Source organism: Pseudomonas sp. MF6755 (assembly GCF_016405635.1).
GTDB classification, from domain to species: Bacteria; Pseudomonadota; Gammaproteobacteria; order Pseudomonadales; family Pseudomonadaceae; genus Aquipseudomonas; species Aquipseudomonas haemolytica.
In genome coordinates, this window is sequence record NZ_JAEKDA010000011.1 from 37,001 (window position 1) to 52,917 (window position 15,917).

Annotated in this window: 13 protein-coding genes; 7 read left to right on the top strand and 6 right to left on the bottom strand. The window is 60.5% G+C overall.

The window, feature by feature from the left end; translation table 11 throughout:
* Positions 1 to 17: 17 nt before the first annotated feature.
* A complete protein-coding gene (locus tag JFT66_RS16025; protein WP_153871232.1) occupies positions 18 to 980 on the top strand; it encodes a CobW family GTP-binding protein in 963 nt (320 codons plus the stop codon).
* Here the strand turns inward: JFT66_RS16025 and JFT66_RS16030 are convergent.
* Positions 974 to 1,369 (bottom strand): DUF3301 domain-containing protein, encoded by a 396-nt coding sequence (locus JFT66_RS16030; RefSeq protein ID WP_198859619.1) that lies wholly within the window; start codon positions 1,367 to 1,369, stop codon positions 974 to 976. The two genes, JFT66_RS16025 and JFT66_RS16030, sit on opposite strands and share 7 nt — an antisense overlap.
* A gap of 117 nt (positions 1,370 to 1,486) precedes the next feature.
* Here JFT66_RS16030 and pdxY point away from each other — a divergent pair, with 117 nt between their 5' ends.
* A complete protein-coding gene (pdxY, locus tag JFT66_RS16035) occupies positions 1,487 to 2,359 on the top strand; it encodes a pyridoxal kinase PdxY (protein WP_034116511.1) in 873 nt (290 codons plus the stop codon).
* Between the two features lie 79 nt (positions 2,360 to 2,438).
* Here pdxY and JFT66_RS16040 read toward each other — a convergent pair whose 3' ends face one another.
* The gene (locus tag JFT66_RS16040) at positions 2,439 to 2,924 is read right to left on the bottom strand and encodes an acyl-CoA thioesterase (protein WP_034116510.1); all 486 of its coding nucleotides are present in this window, start codon (positions 2,922 to 2,924) and stop codon (positions 2,439 to 2,441) included.
* A 296-nt stretch (positions 2,925 to 3,220) separates the two neighbouring features.
* Here JFT66_RS16040 and JFT66_RS16045 point away from each other — a divergent pair, with 296 nt between their 5' ends.
* Complete coding sequence (locus tag JFT66_RS16045; protein ID WP_034116509.1) at positions 3,221 to 4,984, top strand: cation:proton antiporter; 1,764 nt, start codon at positions 3,221 to 3,223, stop codon at positions 4,982 to 4,984.
* A 16-nt stretch (positions 4,985 to 5,000) separates the two neighbouring features.
* Here JFT66_RS16045 and JFT66_RS16050 read toward each other — a convergent pair whose 3' ends face one another.
* The 3 genes from JFT66_RS16050 to uvrD form a co-directional block, all read right to left on the bottom strand.
* Positions 5,001 to 5,408: an SMI1/KNR4 family protein gene (locus tag JFT66_RS16050; protein WP_017739032.1), complete on the bottom strand. Its 408-nt coding sequence runs from the start codon at positions 5,406 to 5,408 to the stop codon at positions 5,001 to 5,003.
* Positions 5,409 to 5,543: 135 nt separating this feature from the next.
* Positions 5,544 to 6,413: a Tim44 domain-containing protein gene (locus JFT66_RS16055; protein ID WP_153871234.1), complete on the bottom strand. Its 870-nt coding sequence runs from the start codon at positions 6,411 to 6,413 to the stop codon at positions 5,544 to 5,546.
* Positions 6,414 to 6,601: 188 nt separating this feature from the next.
* The gene (gene uvrD / locus JFT66_RS16060) at positions 6,602 to 8,785 is read right to left on the bottom strand and encodes a DNA helicase II (protein WP_198859620.1); all 2,184 of its coding nucleotides are present in this window, start codon (positions 8,783 to 8,785) and stop codon (positions 6,602 to 6,604) included.
* 279 nt (positions 8,786 to 9,064) lie between these two features.
* On the opposite strand from uvrD, the gene JFT66_RS16065 reads away from it, so the two are divergent.
* From JFT66_RS16065 to JFT66_RS16075, 3 genes are all read left to right on the top strand, one after another.
* Entirely contained in the window at positions 9,065 to 11,938 is a 2,874-nt protein-coding gene (locus JFT66_RS16065) for a putative bifunctional diguanylate cyclase/phosphodiesterase (protein ID WP_034116506.1), read from the top strand.
* A gap of 163 nt (positions 11,939 to 12,101) precedes the next feature.
* Positions 12,102 to 12,968 (top strand): transcriptional regulator HexR, encoded by an 867-nt coding sequence (gene hexR, locus JFT66_RS16070; protein ID WP_003177007.1) that lies wholly within the window; start codon positions 12,102 to 12,104, stop codon positions 12,966 to 12,968.
* A 226-nt stretch (positions 12,969 to 13,194) separates the two neighbouring features.
* Positions 13,195 to 13,392 carry a PA3496 family putative envelope integrity protein gene (locus JFT66_RS16075; RefSeq protein ID WP_153837314.1) on the top strand — a complete coding sequence of 66 codons (198 nt, stop codon included), beginning with the start codon at positions 13,195 to 13,197 and terminating at the stop codon, positions 13,390 to 13,392.
* Here JFT66_RS16075 and JFT66_RS16080 read toward each other — a convergent pair.
* Positions 13,322 to 14,296 (bottom strand): LysR family transcriptional regulator, encoded by a 975-nt coding sequence (locus JFT66_RS16080; protein ID WP_034116505.1) that lies wholly within the window; start codon positions 14,294 to 14,296, stop codon positions 13,322 to 13,324. The two genes, JFT66_RS16075 and JFT66_RS16080, sit on opposite strands and share 71 nt — an antisense overlap.
* A gap of 195 nt (positions 14,297 to 14,491) precedes the next feature.
* Between JFT66_RS16080 and JFT66_RS16085 the strand changes: the two genes are divergently transcribed.
* The gene (locus tag JFT66_RS16085; RefSeq protein ID WP_003195732.1) at positions 14,492 to 15,907 is read left to right on the top strand and encodes an acetyl-CoA carboxylase biotin carboxylase subunit; all 1,416 of its coding nucleotides are present in this window, start codon (positions 14,492 to 14,494) and stop codon (positions 15,905 to 15,907) included.
* The last annotated feature ends 10 nt before the right edge of the window (positions 15,908 to 15,917 follow it).

A 15,917-nucleotide genomic window follows, 5' to 3' on the forward strand; every position in this document is an offset into this window, starting at 1 on the left:
TCTGAATGAAGCCTCTCATGCTGCAGAACATTCCCACTCACGTGATTGCCGGGCCGTTGGGCGCCGGCAAGACCAGCCTGATCCAGCACCTGCTCGCTCAGCGCCCGGCCAACGAACGCTGGGCGGTGCTGATCAACGAGTTCGGCCAGATCGGCCTGGACGCCGCCTTGCTGACTCAAGACGATGACGGTATCGCTCTGGGAGAAGTGGCGGGAGGCTGCCTGTGTTGTGTGAATGGTGCACCTTTCCAGGTAGGGCTGGGTCGCTTGCTGCGTAAGGCCAAGCCGGATCGGTTGTTTATCGAACCGTCAGGCTTGGGCCATCCGGCGCAGTTGCTCAAACAACTGCGGGAGGCGCCCTGGCAAAACGTGTTGGCAGTGCAGCCCTGTGTGCTGGTGCTGGATGCCCAGGCGCTGGCGGCGGGCAAGCCGTTGCCGCAGGCACAGCAAGAGGCGTTGGCCAGCGCCGGCCTACTGGTATTGAACAAGGATGAGGCGCTGGATGCTGCGCAACGTCAGGCGATTGAGGGGCAATTACCCCATTGCGCGCTCTATTGGACACGCCGGGCGCAATTGCCGCTTGAACGGTTGCCAGGCTTGAATGCGCAGGCGCAAGAGGCAGTGGATAACGTCGAGCTCCCTCAAGGGCTGGCGCAAATGCCGGCCATTTGGAGTGAGCCTGCGTTGCCGATCTTTTTGAGCCAGAACCAGGAGGGTGGCTGGAGTGTTGGTTGGCGTTGGCATCCGAGCCAGCAATTCGATGTCAGCCGCCTGCATCACTGGCTATCAAGCCTCGACTGGCGCCGTGCCAAACTGGTTATCCACAGCCTCCAGGGCTGGGTCTCGGCCAACGCTGTGGATAACAGCCTATTGGCCTGGCAAGCCAGTGAATGGCGGCGGGATTCGCGGATTGAATTGATCTTCAGCGAACCACAGGACGTGGCCGCATTGCAGGCTGACCTGGCAGCCTGCCGTTACTGACGTTTCTTGGTGGCATGGTCCTGGCGCCATTGGCTCAATTCGATCACCTCGGCGCAGGGCAACGGCTCCTTGGCCTCGAACGGGTAGGGCGCCAGTTCGATCTGCGCACTGTGGGCACCGAACTGGGTGATGACCCCGGCATGACGGGTTTCCCCGGTCACGGTGAACTCGAAATTGTAGATACGTGCCAGGCGCCGCCGGCCATTGGCATCCTTCACGAAACCGATGCGTTTTAGCGCCACCGCACCGTCGAGCAGCTCGATATCGAGCTTGGCGCAATGCTGCTTGACCCGCTCCAGAGCCCGTTCACGCAGGCCGTGGTTGTGCCAAACCCAGGCGGCGCCGGTCGCCAGCAGCATCAATACGAAGATGTTTCCCAGGGTCAGCATTCCATGAACTCCAACAAAGTGAGAGCAGCTTAACTGTGTCGCCGGTCTGTCGTACAGGTTGCGTTTAGTCGCATACTGCGCGGCCAGAATTTCAACGGCTTTACGGAAACCTCCCGCATGAAACGCACACCTCATCTGCTTGCGATCCAGTCTCATGTGGTCTTTGGCCACGCCGGAAACAGCGCCGCCGTGTTCCCCATGCAGCGGGTCGGGGTGAATGTCTGGCCGCTCAACACGGTGCAATTCTCCAACCACACACAGTATGGACAGTGGGCGGGCGAAGTGTTGGCGCCGCAGCAAATTCCGGCGCTGGTGGAAGGCATTGCCGCGATTGGTGAGCTGGGCAACTGTGATGCGGTGCTGTCCGGGTACCTTGGCAGTGCAGACCAGGGCCGCGCCATTCTTAGCGGTGTGGCACGTATCAAGGCGCTCAACCCCAAGGCGCTGTACCTGTGCGACCCGGTGATGGGCCACCCGGAAAAGGGCTGCATCGTGCCGCAGGAGGTCAGCGATTTCCTGCTGGATGAGGCTGCGGCCATGGCGGATTTCCTCTGCCCCAACCAACTGGAGCTGGACAGTTTTGCCGGGCGCAAGCCGCAATCGCTGTTCGATTGCCTGGGCATGGCTAGGGCGCTGCTGGCGCGTGGGCCGAAGGCGGTACTGGTCAAGCACCTGGATTATCCAGGCAAGCTGCCGGAGGGTTTTGAAATGCTGCTGGTGACCGAAGGCGGCAGCTGGCATCTGCGTCGGCCACTGCTGGCATTCCCGCGTCAGCCGGTGGGTGTGGGCGATTTGACTTCAGGCCTGTTCCTGGCGCGGGTGCTGCTGGGCGACAGCCTGGTGGCAGCCTTTGAGTTCACCGCCGCAGCGGTGCATGAAGTGCTGCTGGAAACCCAGGCTTGCGCCAGTTATGAACTGGAGTTGGTTCGGGCTCAGGATCGCATCGCCCATCCGCGTGTGCGCTTCGAAGCCACGCCGATCAGTCTGTAAGTATGCAAAACCAGTGTGGGAGGGGCGGTGCGACGATTCGACTTGCTCCCACATTTGGATTGGGTTTGCAGATTTTGAACTAAGGCGCTTCGTCTTTGATTTCCCGGTAGCGCTTTTCCAGCTCCTGGCGAATCTGCCGGCGTTGCTGGGCCTGCACAAAGCGGCGTTTGTCTTCGCTGTTCTGCGGCTGCAGGGGCGGCACGGCGGCGGGTTTGCGTTGGTCGTCCACGGCCACCATGGTGAAGAAGCAGCTGTTGGTATGGCGCACCGAGCGCTCACGGATGTTTTCGGTCACCACCTTGATGCCCACTTCCATCGACGTATTGCCGGTGTAGTTGACCGACGCCAGGAAAGTCACCAGCTCACCGACATGGATCGGCTCGCGAAAAATCACCTGGTCCACCGACAACGTGACCACATAACGACCCGCATAACGGCTGGCGCAGGCGTAGGCCACTTCGTCGAGGTACTTGAGTAGCGTGCCGCCGTGGACATTGCCTGAGAAGTTGGCCATGTCAGGGGTCATCAGTACCGTCATCGACAGCTGGGCGTTTCCGGGTTCCATAGCACACTCACGGGTTGTAGGCATTGGTTGGGGGGGCGGGCACCTCTGCGGGTGCTGGAGTCTTTGCAGCGCCATCCCTAACGGGACGCCAGTGGGCGGCTTGCCGTCACGCATGCATCGATCTGTTTCCATATATTGCACCGGCTTTTCAGCAGAAGTCGCGGTGTTAACCTTCAAAAGCCCATCTCAGGGCTTTTCTTACGTTCAAGGCAGACTTTTCCTTCCGCTCTTTGAGGCCGTACAAAAGCGCGGCCGGAAGTGGGAAAAGCGCCGGTACCCTCAAGGAGCCCCTCGCCATGCACGCCATCAGCTTCATCCAGGACTTGGCCGTGATCATGCTGGTGGCAGGGGTGGTCACCATCCTGTTTCACCGCCTCAAGCAGCCGGTGGTGCTGGGCTATATCGTCGCCGGCTTCATTATCGGCCCCCACACCCCGCCGTTTGGCCTGATCCACGATGAAGACACAATCAAGACCCTGGCTGAGCTTGGGGTAATCTTCCTGATGTTCTGCCTGGGCCTGGAGTTCAGCCTGCGCAAGCTGTTCAAGGTGGGGGCCACGGCGTTTATCGCGGCGTTCCTTGAGATCGTGCTGATGATCTGGATCGGCTACGAGATCGGCCGCTGGTTCGACTGGAGCACCATGGACTCGCTGTTTCTCGGCGCGATCCTGGCGATTTCCTCGACCACCATCATCGTCAAGGCCCTCAATGACCTGAAGATGAAAGACCAGCGTTTCGCCCAGCTGATTTTCGGTGTGCTGATCGTCGAGGACATCCTGGGTATCGGCATCATTGCCTTGCTGTCGAGCATCGCCGTCAGTGGCACAGTCAGCTCCGGCGAAGTGTTCTCCACGGTCGGCAAGCTTTCTCTGTTCATGATCGTCGCGCTGGTGATCGGCATTTTGCTGGTGCCGCGCCTGCTGGCTTATGTGGCCAGGTTTGAAAGCAACGAGATGCTGCTGATCACCGTGTTGGGCTTGTGTTTCGGTTTCTGCCTGCTGGTGGTGAAGCTTGAATACAGCATGGTGCTCGGGGCGTTCTTGATTGGCGCGATCATGGCTGAATCCCGGCAATTGATTAAGATCGAGCGCCTGATCGAGCCGGTTCGCGACATGTTCAGTGCGATCTTCTTTGTCGCAATTGGCTTGATGATCGACCCGAATATCCTGCTGCAATACGCCTGGCCGATTGCGGTGATCACCGTCGCCGTGGTGCTGGGCAAGATGCTGTCCTGCGGCCTGGGCGCATTTATCGCCGGCAATGATGGGCGCACTTCGCTGCGGGTCGGCATGGGGCTGTCACAGATTGGTGAGTTTTCTTTCATCATTGCGGCGCTGGGGATGACCCTGCAGGTGACCAGTGATTTCCTCTATCCGGTAGCAGTAGCGGTTTCGGCGATTACGACCTTGCTCACCCCCTACCTGATTCGCGGTGCCGACCCGTTGTCATTGAAGATCGCGGCGGTAATGCCCAAGCGCATGAGCCGTGTATTCGGCATGTATGGCGAATGGCTGCGCAGCATTCAGCCTCAGGGCGAGGGCGCGATGCTGGCCTCGATGATCCGCAAAATCATCCTGCAGGTAGGGGTAAACCTGGCGTTGGTGATCGCGATCTTCTTTGCCGGCAGCTTTTTCGCGGCGCGCATCGGTGGGTATCTGGAAGGCTGGGTCAGTGACCAAAGCTGGCAGAAGGCATTGATCTGGGGTGGGGCACTGCTGTTGTCGCTACCGTTCCTGATTGCGGCGTATCGCAAGCTCAAGGCGCTGTCGATGTTGCTGGCGGAAATGAGTGTGAAGCCGGAAATGGCCGGGCGGCATACCCAGCGTGTGCGAAGGGTGATTGCGGAACTGATCCCCATTTTGTCGCTGCTGGTGATCTTCCTGCTATTGGCAGCCTTGTCGGCCAGCATTCTGCCGACCAACAAGTTGCTGGTGTTGATTGCCGTGGTCACGGCGGCGGTAGCGGCGGTGCTCTGGCGCTGGTTTATCCGTGTGCATACGCGGATGCAGGTTGCCCTGTTGGAAACGTTAGATAACCACAAGGATACGCCGGACCACTAAAGGCTGGGTGTGGCGCTCAGCTTTCCAGCCAGACGTCCCGCGCCCAGTGCCATACCGATTCCCAGGTTTCTTCGGTGACGAGTTCTTCCTCGCCGGACCACAGCACCACGGTGCCGTCTTCTTCGACGCAGTAGTAGTCGTCGCCGTCCTGGCAGATCGGGATCATGCTGCGGTCGACGCCAGCATCCCAGGCGTTGGCGGCAACGTCCGGCAGGTAGGTGTGGGATTGTGGGTCGGTGACGGTCACCGGCTCCAGGCTGCCATACACCACGTCGCTGACGGTGAGCAGGAACTCACGGAAGACAAACGGGATATCGATGAACAGTTGTTCTTCGATTTCCACCAGTTGGTCTTCGTCTGGCAGCTCCAAAGGAACCGGAACCGGTTCGTTGGCTTCACGCAATTGTTCGATGATTTCTTCCACGGCCGGGATCCTCTTGCTAGATGGCGCGGTTTATAGGGGCGTTTTATACAGTAGCTCGCTATAAGTGCAACCGTGAAATAGAAAACCCCGGACAAGTCCGGGGTTTTTGTTATCGCTTGCTCAAACGTGCTGGTTTCAGCCGTTCTGGCGGATACCGGCGACCAGCCATGGCTGATTGTCACCCTGTGGGCGTTCCATGTTCCAGCTTTCGCTGAATACTTCGCCCTGGTCGAAACGCGAAGTCTTCGACACGCCGCTGAATGTCAGGGTGGCGATGGTCTTGTCGGCGCGATCATCCACACCGTCCAGTTGTACGCGCAGGTCGTCGATGTAGGTCGACTGGAATGCTTCACCGATTTCGGCACGTTCGCGCTTGAGGAACTCCAGCAGTTGCGGGGTCACGAACTCGGAGATCTTGTCCATTTCGTTGGCGTCCCAGTGCTGTTGCAGGGACTGGAAGTGGCTGCGGGCCGCTTCGACGAAACGCTCTTCGTTGAACCAGGCCGGTGCATTGATCACCGGACGGGCGGCGGCAGGGGCTGCCGAGCCACCGAAGATCGAACCCATGGCTGGCTTCTGCTCGAACACTTCACGCTGCATCGGCGCGCCGGCTGGAGCCAGGTGCTCCTGCTGCTTGCGGCGACGGGCGGCGATAAAGCGGAAGATCACGAAGGCGATGACGGCCAGGATCAGGATGTCGAAGATCTGCATACCCTCGAAGCCGCCGCCCATGAACATGGAAGCGAGCAGGCCACCGGCAGCGATACCGGCCAGAGGGCCCAGCCAGCGCGAAGCACCGCCGGCCTTGGCAGCAGCGCCAGCGGCACCGGCTGCGCCTGCAGTGGCGGCAGCACCGCCGGCACCCGCGGCTGGAGCCATCTGGCTGGTCTGGTGAGTCGGTGCCGCGCCCGAGCTTTTGCCGCCACCGAAGCGTTTGGCGTTGGCGTCGATGCTCATCGTCAAGCCGATGCACAGCGCCATGGCGATGCTAAGAAAACGTTTCATAAAGGGAATTCCCATTTGTGGATTGCACGCGCGCCATGTTGCACAGGTGTCGTGACAGTGGCTAGCGGCATAATGTTTCGGGCTTTTGCGTAAGACCGAATCCGAAGGGTCTGTAGGACGTACGACAGATATTGGCCCGCGCTTGTTAAAAACAAGGGCAGGCCAAAACCTTCATGTAGGCAAATGTTTCAGACCGCTTCGAGCTTCGCGTAACCCATCATCAGCCACTTGCTGCCTTCGGCGAAGTTCACCTGCACCCGGGCCTGGGCGCCGGCGCCTTCGAAGTTGAGGATCACGCCTTCGCCGAAGATCGCATGCTTGACCTGCTGGCCGAGGCTGAATGGGGTTTCCGGAATTTCGGAACCGGCAAACATGTTGCTGGAGTTCTGCTGCTGGCCACCGCCGAACGGACGGCTGACGCTGTTGGACAGGCGCACTTCCTGGATCAACCCCTTCGGCACTTCACGTACGAAGCGCGATACCTTGTTGTAGGTCTCGCTGCCGTACAGGCGTCGGGTTTCGGCGTAGGTCATCACCAGGTTCTGCATCGCCCGGGTAATGCCCACATAGGCCAGGCGGCGTTCTTCCTCAAGGCGGCCGGGTTCTTCCAGGCTCATCTTGTGGGGGAACAGACCTTCCTCCATGCCCACCAGGAACACATACGGAAATTCCAGGCCCTTGGCGCTGTGCAAGGTCATCAGCTGGATGCTGTCTTCATGCTCATCGGCCTGGGTATCGCCTGCTTCCAGCGACGCATGGCCAAGGAAGGCGGCGAGCGGCGTCAGCTCTTCGTCTTCCTCGGTGTTTTCGAAGGCGCGGGCGGCGCTGACCAGCTCCTCAAGGTTTTCTACCCGGGCCTGGCCTTTCTCGCCTTTTTCCGCCTCGTGATAGGCGATCAGCCCGGACTGCTCGATCACGGTCTGGGTCATCAGGTGCAGAGGCATTTCTGCGCACTTGGCGGCCAGGTTCTCGATCAGCTCGACAAACACGCCCAACGCCCCGGCAGCGCGGCCGGTCAGGCCTTTGTTGGCGATCAGCAAGCGCATGGCTTCCCACATCGACACATCGGCATGACGCGCATGGTCGCGGATCGCCTCAACGGTTTTCTCGCCGATGCCGCGGGCCGGGATATTGATCACCCGCTCCAGCGCCGCATCGTTGCCGCGGCCTTCCAGCAAGCGCAGGTAGGCCATGGCGTTCTTGATTTCGGCACGTTCGAAGAAGCGCTGGCCGCCGTAGATACGGTACGGAATACGCTCGCGCAACAGGGCTTCTTCCAGCACCCGCGATTGGGCGTTGGAACGGTACAGGATCGCGATATCGCTGCGGGCCAGGCCGGTCTTCAGTGCGCTTTCGATGGTTTCCACCACGTAGCGTGCTTCATCGTGCTCGTTGAACGCCGCGTACAGGTTGATCGCCTCGCCTTCGCCGCCGTCGGTCCACAGCTCTTTGCCCAGGCGCCCGGTGTTGTTGGCGATCAAGGCGTTGGCAGCCTTGAGGATCCCGGCGGTGGAGCGGTAGTTCTGCTCCAGGCGGATGGTCACCGCGTCCGGGAAGTCTTCGGAATACTGGTAGATGTTCTCGATTTTCGCGCCGCGCCAGCCGTAGATCGACTGGTCGTCATCGCCCACCACCATCAGGCTGTCGCCGCCCTTGGCCAGCAGGCGCAACCAGGCGTACTGCACGGCGTTGGTGTCCTGGAACTCATCCACCAGGATGTGGCGGAAGCGTTTCTGGTAATGGGCCAGCAAACCTGGGTTGTCACGCCACAGGTCGAGAGCGCGCAGCAGCAGCTCGGAGAAGTCGATGACGCCGGCGCGCACGCAGGCTGCCTCGTAGGCTTCATAAATGCTGCGCATGGTGGCCAGGAACAGGTCGCCGCTGGCCTGGATATGTTGCGGGCGCAGGCCCTCATCTTTCTGGCCGTTGATAAACCATTGGGCCTGGCGCGCCGGCCAACGTTGTTCATCGAGGCCCAGTTCGCGGATCACGCGCTTGACCAGGCGTTGCTGGTCGTCGCTGTCGAGAATCTGGAAAGTCTGGCTCAGCCCCGCTTCCTGCCAATGCGCCCGCAGCAGGCGATGCGCCAGGCCGTGGAAGGTGCCCACCCACATGCCGGCCGGGCTGATGCCCATCAACTGCTCGATGCGGTGGCGCATCTCGGCAGCGGCCTTGTTGGTAAAGGTCACCGACAGGATCGAATGCGGGGACGCGTTTTCGACCTGGATCAACCAGGCGATACGGTGCACCAGCACTCGGGTTTTACCGGAGCCAGCACCGGCCAGGACCAACTGACGGCCAACGGGGGCCGCTACGGCCTGACGTTGGGCATCGTTGAGAGAGTTCAGCAAAAGAGAGAGATCATCGCGCATCGACGCATTCTATGGGCCTAAGGGAGCTCGGGCAAATCCCAATGCCAGGTGGTCGACGGAAAACATCCAAGACGCTACCGACCGGGCAAACATTCTGCCGGGAGGGATGACCGGTTGGTCATGGACTGCAGCCCGCGCCGCGTCTTGCTCAAGCTGTCTGGGCCAAAGGTTTGCGGCCAGTTTCTGCGAGTTTTTTATGATCTGGAGCAGTTTGGCCCAGGCGCCTGCTTGTGTATGCTCCGTCGACGTTTCGGGCTCACCATTATAAGAACACCGCCTATGACCCTTAGCACCGACCTGTTTGGCCCCTCGGCGGCGCCGGCGCAGGTCATCCGTAAACACTATGCAACCGAAATGGCGGTCGAGCGCACGCGCCTGCTGTACCAGGGCTCGTTGCTGCCGACGCTGCTGATGCTGGTCAACGGCCTGGTCTGCGCCTGGTTACTGTGGAACCCGCAGCAATACATGCTCGACAGCATCTGGTTGCTCTGGCTGCTGGCCTTGGTGGCGATGCGCGTGATTCAGGTGGCGGCCTTTGATTCGGCGATGCCCAGCCGTCAGGCCCAACCGGTGTGGCGGCGAATGTTTATGCTCGGCTCGGCGGCCAGTGGCCTGACCCTTTCCTTCGCGGCCATCGTCCTGGTGCCCGCTGACAGCTTTATGCATCAGGCCTGGGTGTTTGGCCTGATTGGCGCCGCTTCATTGTCGGCCAGCGTGGCCTACGCCGTGAACCTTTGGGCCTTCTTGTCCTTTGCCTTGCCGTGCCTGTTGCCGGCCATCGTCTACCTGTTCTGGAATGGCACCCCCCAGCAGCAGGGCTGGGGCGTGCTCGGCCTGATCCTGCTGGCGTCACTGAGCCTGGTGGCATGGCAAGTCAACCGCCTGATCCAGCGTGGGCTGTCGCGCCGCTTCCAGAATCAGGCGCTGATCGAGCATTTGCAGCAGGCGCAGCAGCGCAGTGAGCAGTTGAACCTGGAGTTGATACGCGAAGTGGAGCAGCGTCGCCAGGTAGAGCAGGACCTGCGCGAAGCCCAGGTCGACCTGCAAGACCGCGTGGCGCTACGCAGCCACGAACTGGATGCCGCCAGCCTCGCTCTGAATAAAAGCGAAGCGCGGCTGGCCATGGCCCTGCAAGCCAGCGAGCTGGGCTTGTGGGATTGGAACCTGCAAACCGACGAAGTCCACCACACCCAACTCAAGGAGCTGTTCGGCCTGGAGCCCGAGTACGTCACGGCGATGCTCAGCCACCTCAAGCCGCGCCTGCACCCCGACGACCTGCCGTTGCTCAAGCGCGCGCTGGTGGAGCATCTCAAAGGCCGCAGCGAGGACTACCAAGTGGAGTACCGCGTGCGCCATGGCGATGGGCATTGGGTGTGGATCCAGGACCGCGGGCGTGCGGTAGAGCGTGCGCCCAATGGCCGTGTGACCCGCATGCTCGGCACGCGCCGCGATATCAGCGCCAGTAAAGCCCTGGAAGAACAGCTACGGCTCGCCTCGACGGTGTTCGAGGCGGCCAGCGAAGGCATCGTGATCCTTGATCCCGAGTACGTGCTGATCGCGGTGAACCAGGCATTCAGCCGTGTCACCGGTTTTGACATCGACGACATGCTCGGTCGCAATGTGGTGGAACTGCCCAGCAGCCGCGATGCGCGACGCCACTTCCCGGTGATCCGCCAGGCGCTGCTCAGCCACGGCACCTGGCAGGGCGAGTTGGTGGAAACGCGCAAGAACGGCGAGCTCTACCCGCAGTGGCTGCAATTGAACGTAGTGCGCGATGTTCGGGGAAACGTCAGCCATATCGTGGGCTTTTTCGCCGATCTGTCGGCGCGGCGCGAATCCGAGGAGCGTATGCGCTACCTCACCCACTACGACGAGCTGACCGGCCTGGCCAACCGCTCGTTGTTTCGCGAACGGCTACGCGAGGCGCACCAGCGCGTTCGCCAGGGTGGCCGCAGCCTGGCACTGCTGCATATCAACCTGGATCGTTTCAAGTTGCTCAATGACAGCTTGGGTCATGAAGTGGCCGACCAACTATTGCAGAAAATGGCCCGGCGTTTGATCAATGCGCTGCCCGAAGCCGACACCATCGCGCGCCTGTCCGGCGATGAGTTTGCCGTGCTCTTTGATGCCTATGGCAACTTGTCGAGCCTGGCGCGCGTGGCGACGCGGCTGCTGGCAAAACTGCGCGTACCGGTGACGGTGGAAGGGCATGAGTTGGTGGTCAGCGCTTCCATGGGCGTCAGCCTGCTGCCGGACAATGCGCGGGAAATCTCCGCACTGGTCAGCCAATCGAATATGGCCATGCAGCACGCCAAACACCTGGGCGGCAATAACTTCCAGTTCTACACCGACAGCCTGCAAGCCAGCACGCTGGAACGTTTGCAGCTGGAAAACCACCTGCGCAAAGCCATCGAGGAACGCCATCTCAGCGTGTTCTACCAGCCCAAGCTATGCCTGGCCACCGGCAAGCTGAATGCCGCCGAAGCATTGATCCGCTGGGAGCATCCGCACTGGGGCATGGTGCCGCCGGGCGACTTTATCGGCCTGGCCGAAGAAACCGGCTTGATTGTGCCGTTGGGCGAGTTCGTGTTGCGCCAGGCCTGCTGGCAGGCCTGCGAGTGGCAGCGCCAGGGGCTGGCGCCGATTCGGGTATCGGTCAACCTGTCGGTGCATCAGTTGCGCCAGGGCAAGCTGGTCAGCCTGGTACGCCAGGTGCTGGAAGAAACCGGCCTGGATCCGCAATACCTTGAGCTGGAACTGACTGAAAGCCAATTGCTCGACAGCGTTGAGCACATCATCGCCACCTTTCAACAGTTGCGCGATTTAGGGGTGAAACTGGCCATCGACGATTTTGGCACCGGTTATTCGTCCCTCAGCTACCTCAAGCGCATTCCGGTGGACTACGTGAAGATCGACCAGACCTTTATCCGTGGCCTGGGCCAGGGGCGTGAGGACGCGGCTATCACCCGTGCAATCATCGCCATGGCCCATGGGTTGGCGCTCAAGGTCGTGGCTGAAGGCGTGGAGGATCAGCAGCAGCTGGATTTCCTGCGCGGTGAGCAATGCGACGAAGTGCAGGGTTATCTGATCAGCCAGCCGATGCCGGCCAAAGGGCTGGCAGATTTGTTACGGAAAAATGCAGATTTTTCTTAACGCAGCGTAGGCCGCCTTTATGGCTACATAGCGCCTGCCCGCTGAAACCAGAGGGGAGCAGGGCGATTTAGTGATGCATCGAACGGGCAAAACGACAATTCCTGTAGTATAACTACAAGCTTGCTACATCCCTGGCGCCTGCCAATAACAAGAGTCCTGCCCTTTGAACCTGTTGCAACATATCGCCCAGTCGCGCCACCTGTTACGCAAATCGGAACTCAAGGTTGCCGATCATGTGCTGCTTGACCCTGCGGCTGTGATGCACAGTTCCATGGCCGACCTGGCCCACAGCGTGGGCATCAGCGAGCCCACCATCGTGCGCTTCTGTCGCGCCATTGGCTGCTCCGGGTTCCAGGATTTGAAACTCAAGCTGGCGCAAAGCCTGGCGGCCGGTGCCAGCTTTGGTCAGTTTGCGATCCATGAAGACGACTCCGTCGCCGACTACAGCCTGAAAATCTTCGACACCACCTTGCACACCTTGATGGAAGTGCGCGAGAAGCTCGACCCGGTGGAGCTGCAAAAGGCTGTGACGGCCATGTCCCAGGCCCAGCGCGTCGAGTTCTATGGCTTTGGTGCCTCCGGTGCGGTGGCTGCCGATGCCCAACACAAATTCTTCCGCCTGCTGCTGACGGCCGCGGCCTACAGCGACCCGCACATGCAGGCGATGTCGGCCGTCACCTTGAAGCCCACTGACGTGGCGATCTGTATTTCCCAGTCCGGTCGTTCCAAAGACCTGCTGATCACCGCCAACCTGGTGCGTGAGAGCGGCGCCTCGCTGATCACCCTGTGCCCGAGCCAGACGCCGTTGGCGGAACTGTCCACGGTGAACCTGGCGATCGACGTGCATGAAGACACCGAAATCTATACGCCGCTGACCTCGCGTATTGCCCACCTGGTGGTGATCGATGTGCTGGCGATGGGTGTGGCCATGGCCCGTGGGCCGAGCCTGGTCAACCACCTCAAGAGCGTGAAGCGCAGTTTGCGCAGCCTGCGGTTGTCGCCCAAATCCGTCAAAGCCCTCGACGACTAAAAAACCGTACACAGCACCCAATGTGGGAGGGGCGGTGCGACGATTCGACTTGCTCCCGATAGCAGTAGGTCAGTCAGTGAGTTTGTGACTGAAACTCCGCTATCGGGAGCAAGCCCCCTCCCACATGGGATTCTATTGCGTGTCCAGAATCTTCATGAGGCTGTCATCGCCCCGTCATCCCCCGCGCCCATCCTGTACTCCCCGTACTCGCATTGGGAGACTCCAAATGACCCGGCACTCCGAAGACAGCAACAGCACCGTCAAGACCCGTCGTCAGCAGGAAGACCAGCGCCGCATGGCGTTCCGTCGCGCCATCGAAGACCGTTGCCAGGAGCGCCAACTGCTCCAGAGCATCAGTGACTACCCGGAACTTCATTGGCAGGCACCCGTGGCTGCCCAGCGAAACGCTCAGCCAACGCGCTGATTTGCACCCGTTCGCTGCGGATAAAGCCAAGAAACGCATGGGCCACCGGTGACAGGCGTTTAGCCTTGGCCTGCACCAGGCACCAACTGCGGTACAGCGGCAGTTCTTCCACCGGCAGCTCCTTGAGCCCGCCGGTGGCCAGTTCCAGGTTGACCGCGTGGCGCGTCAGCAAAGCCACGCCCAACCCTGCGCTCACACATTCACGCTGCGCCTCGGCCGAGGCCACTTCTACTGTCTGGGTGAAGTGCACGCGTTTTTCCTTGAAGTATTCCTCGCAGGCCAGCCGCGTCCCGGACCCCGGTTCGCGCAGCAGCAGCGTGTAAGGCTCCAGGTCTTGCAGGCGCAGCGGCCCTTGCAGGCTCAAAGGGTGGTCGAGAGGCGCCACGGCGACAATTGGATTATTAAGAAACGGTAGGAATTCCAGGCCCATGTCCTGGGGCACCATGGACATGATCACCAGGTCATCGCGGTTGTCCGAAAGCCGGCGAATGACTTGGGCGCGGTTGACCACGGTCAAATGCAATTGCACCTCCGGGTGCTGGCGCTTGAAGGCGGCAAACAGGTGCGGCACGAAGTACTTGGCGCTGGATTCCACCGCCAGTTTCAGCTGGCCCTGCAGCGAGCCCTGCATGTCCGAGAGCTGCATGTCGAGGTTTTCCAGGCGCCCGAAAATATCGCGGCTGGCCCGTTGCAGGGCCTCGGCGGCCTCGGTCATGTAGAGCTTTTTGCCGACATAATCGAACAGCGGCTGGCCGATCAGTTCTTCCAGCTGGCGGATTTGCAGGCTGACCGCTGGTTGTGTGAGAGACATTTCTTCGGCTGCACGGCTGTAGGAGCGTAAATCACAGACCTCATGAAAGATCTGCAATTGACGTAATGTCAGTCTCATCAATGACTTACGCATGATCTACATCCCCTCATCCCAGGCTATGCGGCCAACTATAAGTCTTTACTTATACACAACCCAATAATTATTGATTTTTGTTAATTCTCCGGTGCGCATAGTGTGTGTCTCGCGACTGTCATGAAACATTTGGTCACGCGCCGACCCGGCTTCAGCGGGTCGAAGACGCAGCAATCGGCTCAAGGGAATTTCCAAGTGATAAAAAAGATCCTGATCGCCAACCGTGGTGAAATTGCCGTACGAATCGTGCGTGCCTGCGCCGAGATGGGCATTCGCTCGGTCGCGGTTTACTCGGACGCCGACCGCCACGCGTTGCACGTCAAACGTGCTGACGAAGCCCACAGCATTGGTGCCGAGCCGCTGGCCGGCTACCTCAACCCGCGCAAGCTGGTGAACCTGGCAGTGGAAACCGGTTGTGATGCGTTGCATCCCGGCTATGGCTTCCTGTCGGAAAACGCCGAACTGGCAGACATCTGCGCCGAACGTGGGATCAAGTTCATTGGCCCATCCGCTGAAGTGATTCGCCGCATGGGCGACAAGACCGAAGCGCGCCGCAGCATGATCAAGGCCGGTGTGCCGGTGACGCCGGGCACCGAGGGCAACGTTGCCGACATCCATGAAGCCCTCACCGAAGGCGACCGCATTGGTTACCCGGTGATGCTCAAGGCCACCTCCGGTGGTGGCGGTCGCGGCATCCGTCGTTGCAACAGTCGCGAAGAACTCGAACAAGCCTTCCCCCGTGTCATCTCCGAAGCCACCAAGGCCTTCGGTTCGGCGGAAGTGTTCCTGGAAAAATGCATCGTCAATCCCAAGCACATCGAGGCGCAGATCCTCGGTGACAGCTTTGGCAACGTGGTGCACCTGTTCGAGCGCGATTGCTCGATCCAGCGCCGCAACCAGAAGCTTATCGAGATTGCTCCTAGCCCCCAACTGACCCCCGAACAGCGTGCCTACATCGGCGACCTGTCGGTACGTGCGGCCAAGGCCGTGGGTTACGAGAACGCCGGCACCGTGGAGTTCCTGCTCGCCGAGGGCGAGGTGTACTTCATGGAGATGAACACCCGGGTGCAGGTGGAACACACCATCACCGAAGAAATCACTGGCATCGATATCGTCCGTGAGCAGATCCGCATCGCTTCGGGCCTGCCGCTGTCGGTCAAGCAGGAAGACATTCAGCACCGTGGTTTCGCGTTGCAGTTCCGTATCAACGCCGAAGACCCGAAGAACAACTTCCTGCCCAGTTTCGGCAAGATCACCCGTTACTACGCACCCGGCGGCCCCGGCGTGCGCACCGACACGGCGATCTACACCGGCTACACCATTCCACCGTTCTACGACTCCATGTGCCTGAAGCTGGTGGTATGGGCGTTGACCTGGGAAGAAGCCATGGACCGCGGCCTGCGTGCCCTGGATGACATGCGCCTGCAAGGCGTGAAGACCACCGCCGCCTATTACCAGGAAATCCTGCGTAACCCGGAATTCCGTAGCGGGCAGTTCAATACAAGCTTTGTGGAAAGCCACCCTGAGCTGACCAACTACTCGATCAAGCGCAAACCCGAAGAGCTGGCCCTGGCCATCGCCGCCGCCATCGCCGCCCACGCAGGCCTGTGAGGAACATTCC

Excerpts from the sequence above, each read along its gene's own strand:
- JFT66_RS16025 (WP_153871232.1), top strand. The coding sequence starts at position 18 with ATGCTGCAGAACATTCCCACTCACGTGATTGCCGGGCCGTTGGGCGCC.
- JFT66_RS16030 (WP_198859619.1), bottom strand. The coding sequence starts at position 1,369 with ATGCTGACCCTGGGAAACATCTTCGTATTGATGCTGCTGGCGACCGGC.
- pdxY (WP_034116511.1), top strand. The coding sequence starts at position 1,487 with ATGAAACGCACACCTCATCTGCTTGCGATCCAGTCTCATGTGGTCTTT.
- JFT66_RS16040 (WP_034116510.1), bottom strand. The coding sequence starts at position 2,924 with ATGGAACCCGGAAACGCCCAGCTGTCGATGACGGTACTGATGACCCCT.
- JFT66_RS16045 (WP_034116509.1), top strand. The coding sequence starts at position 3,221 with ATGCACGCCATCAGCTTCATCCAGGACTTGGCCGTGATCATGCTGGTG.
- JFT66_RS16055 (WP_153871234.1), bottom strand. The coding sequence starts at position 6,413 with ATGAAACGTTTTCTTAGCATCGCCATGGCGCTGTGCATCGGCTTGACG.
- uvrD (WP_198859620.1), bottom strand. The coding sequence starts at position 8,785 with ATGCGCGATGATCTCTCTCTTTTGCTGAACTCTCTCAACGATGCCCAA.
- JFT66_RS16065 (WP_034116506.1), top strand. The coding sequence starts at position 9,065 with ATGACCCTTAGCACCGACCTGTTTGGCCCCTCGGCGGCGCCGGCGCAG.
- JFT66_RS16075 (WP_153837314.1), top strand. The coding sequence starts at position 13,195 with ATGACCCGGCACTCCGAAGACAGCAACAGCACCGTCAAGACCCGTCGT.
- JFT66_RS16080 (WP_034116505.1), bottom strand. The coding sequence starts at position 14,296 with ATGCGTAAGTCATTGATGAGACTGACATTACGTCAATTGCAGATCTTT.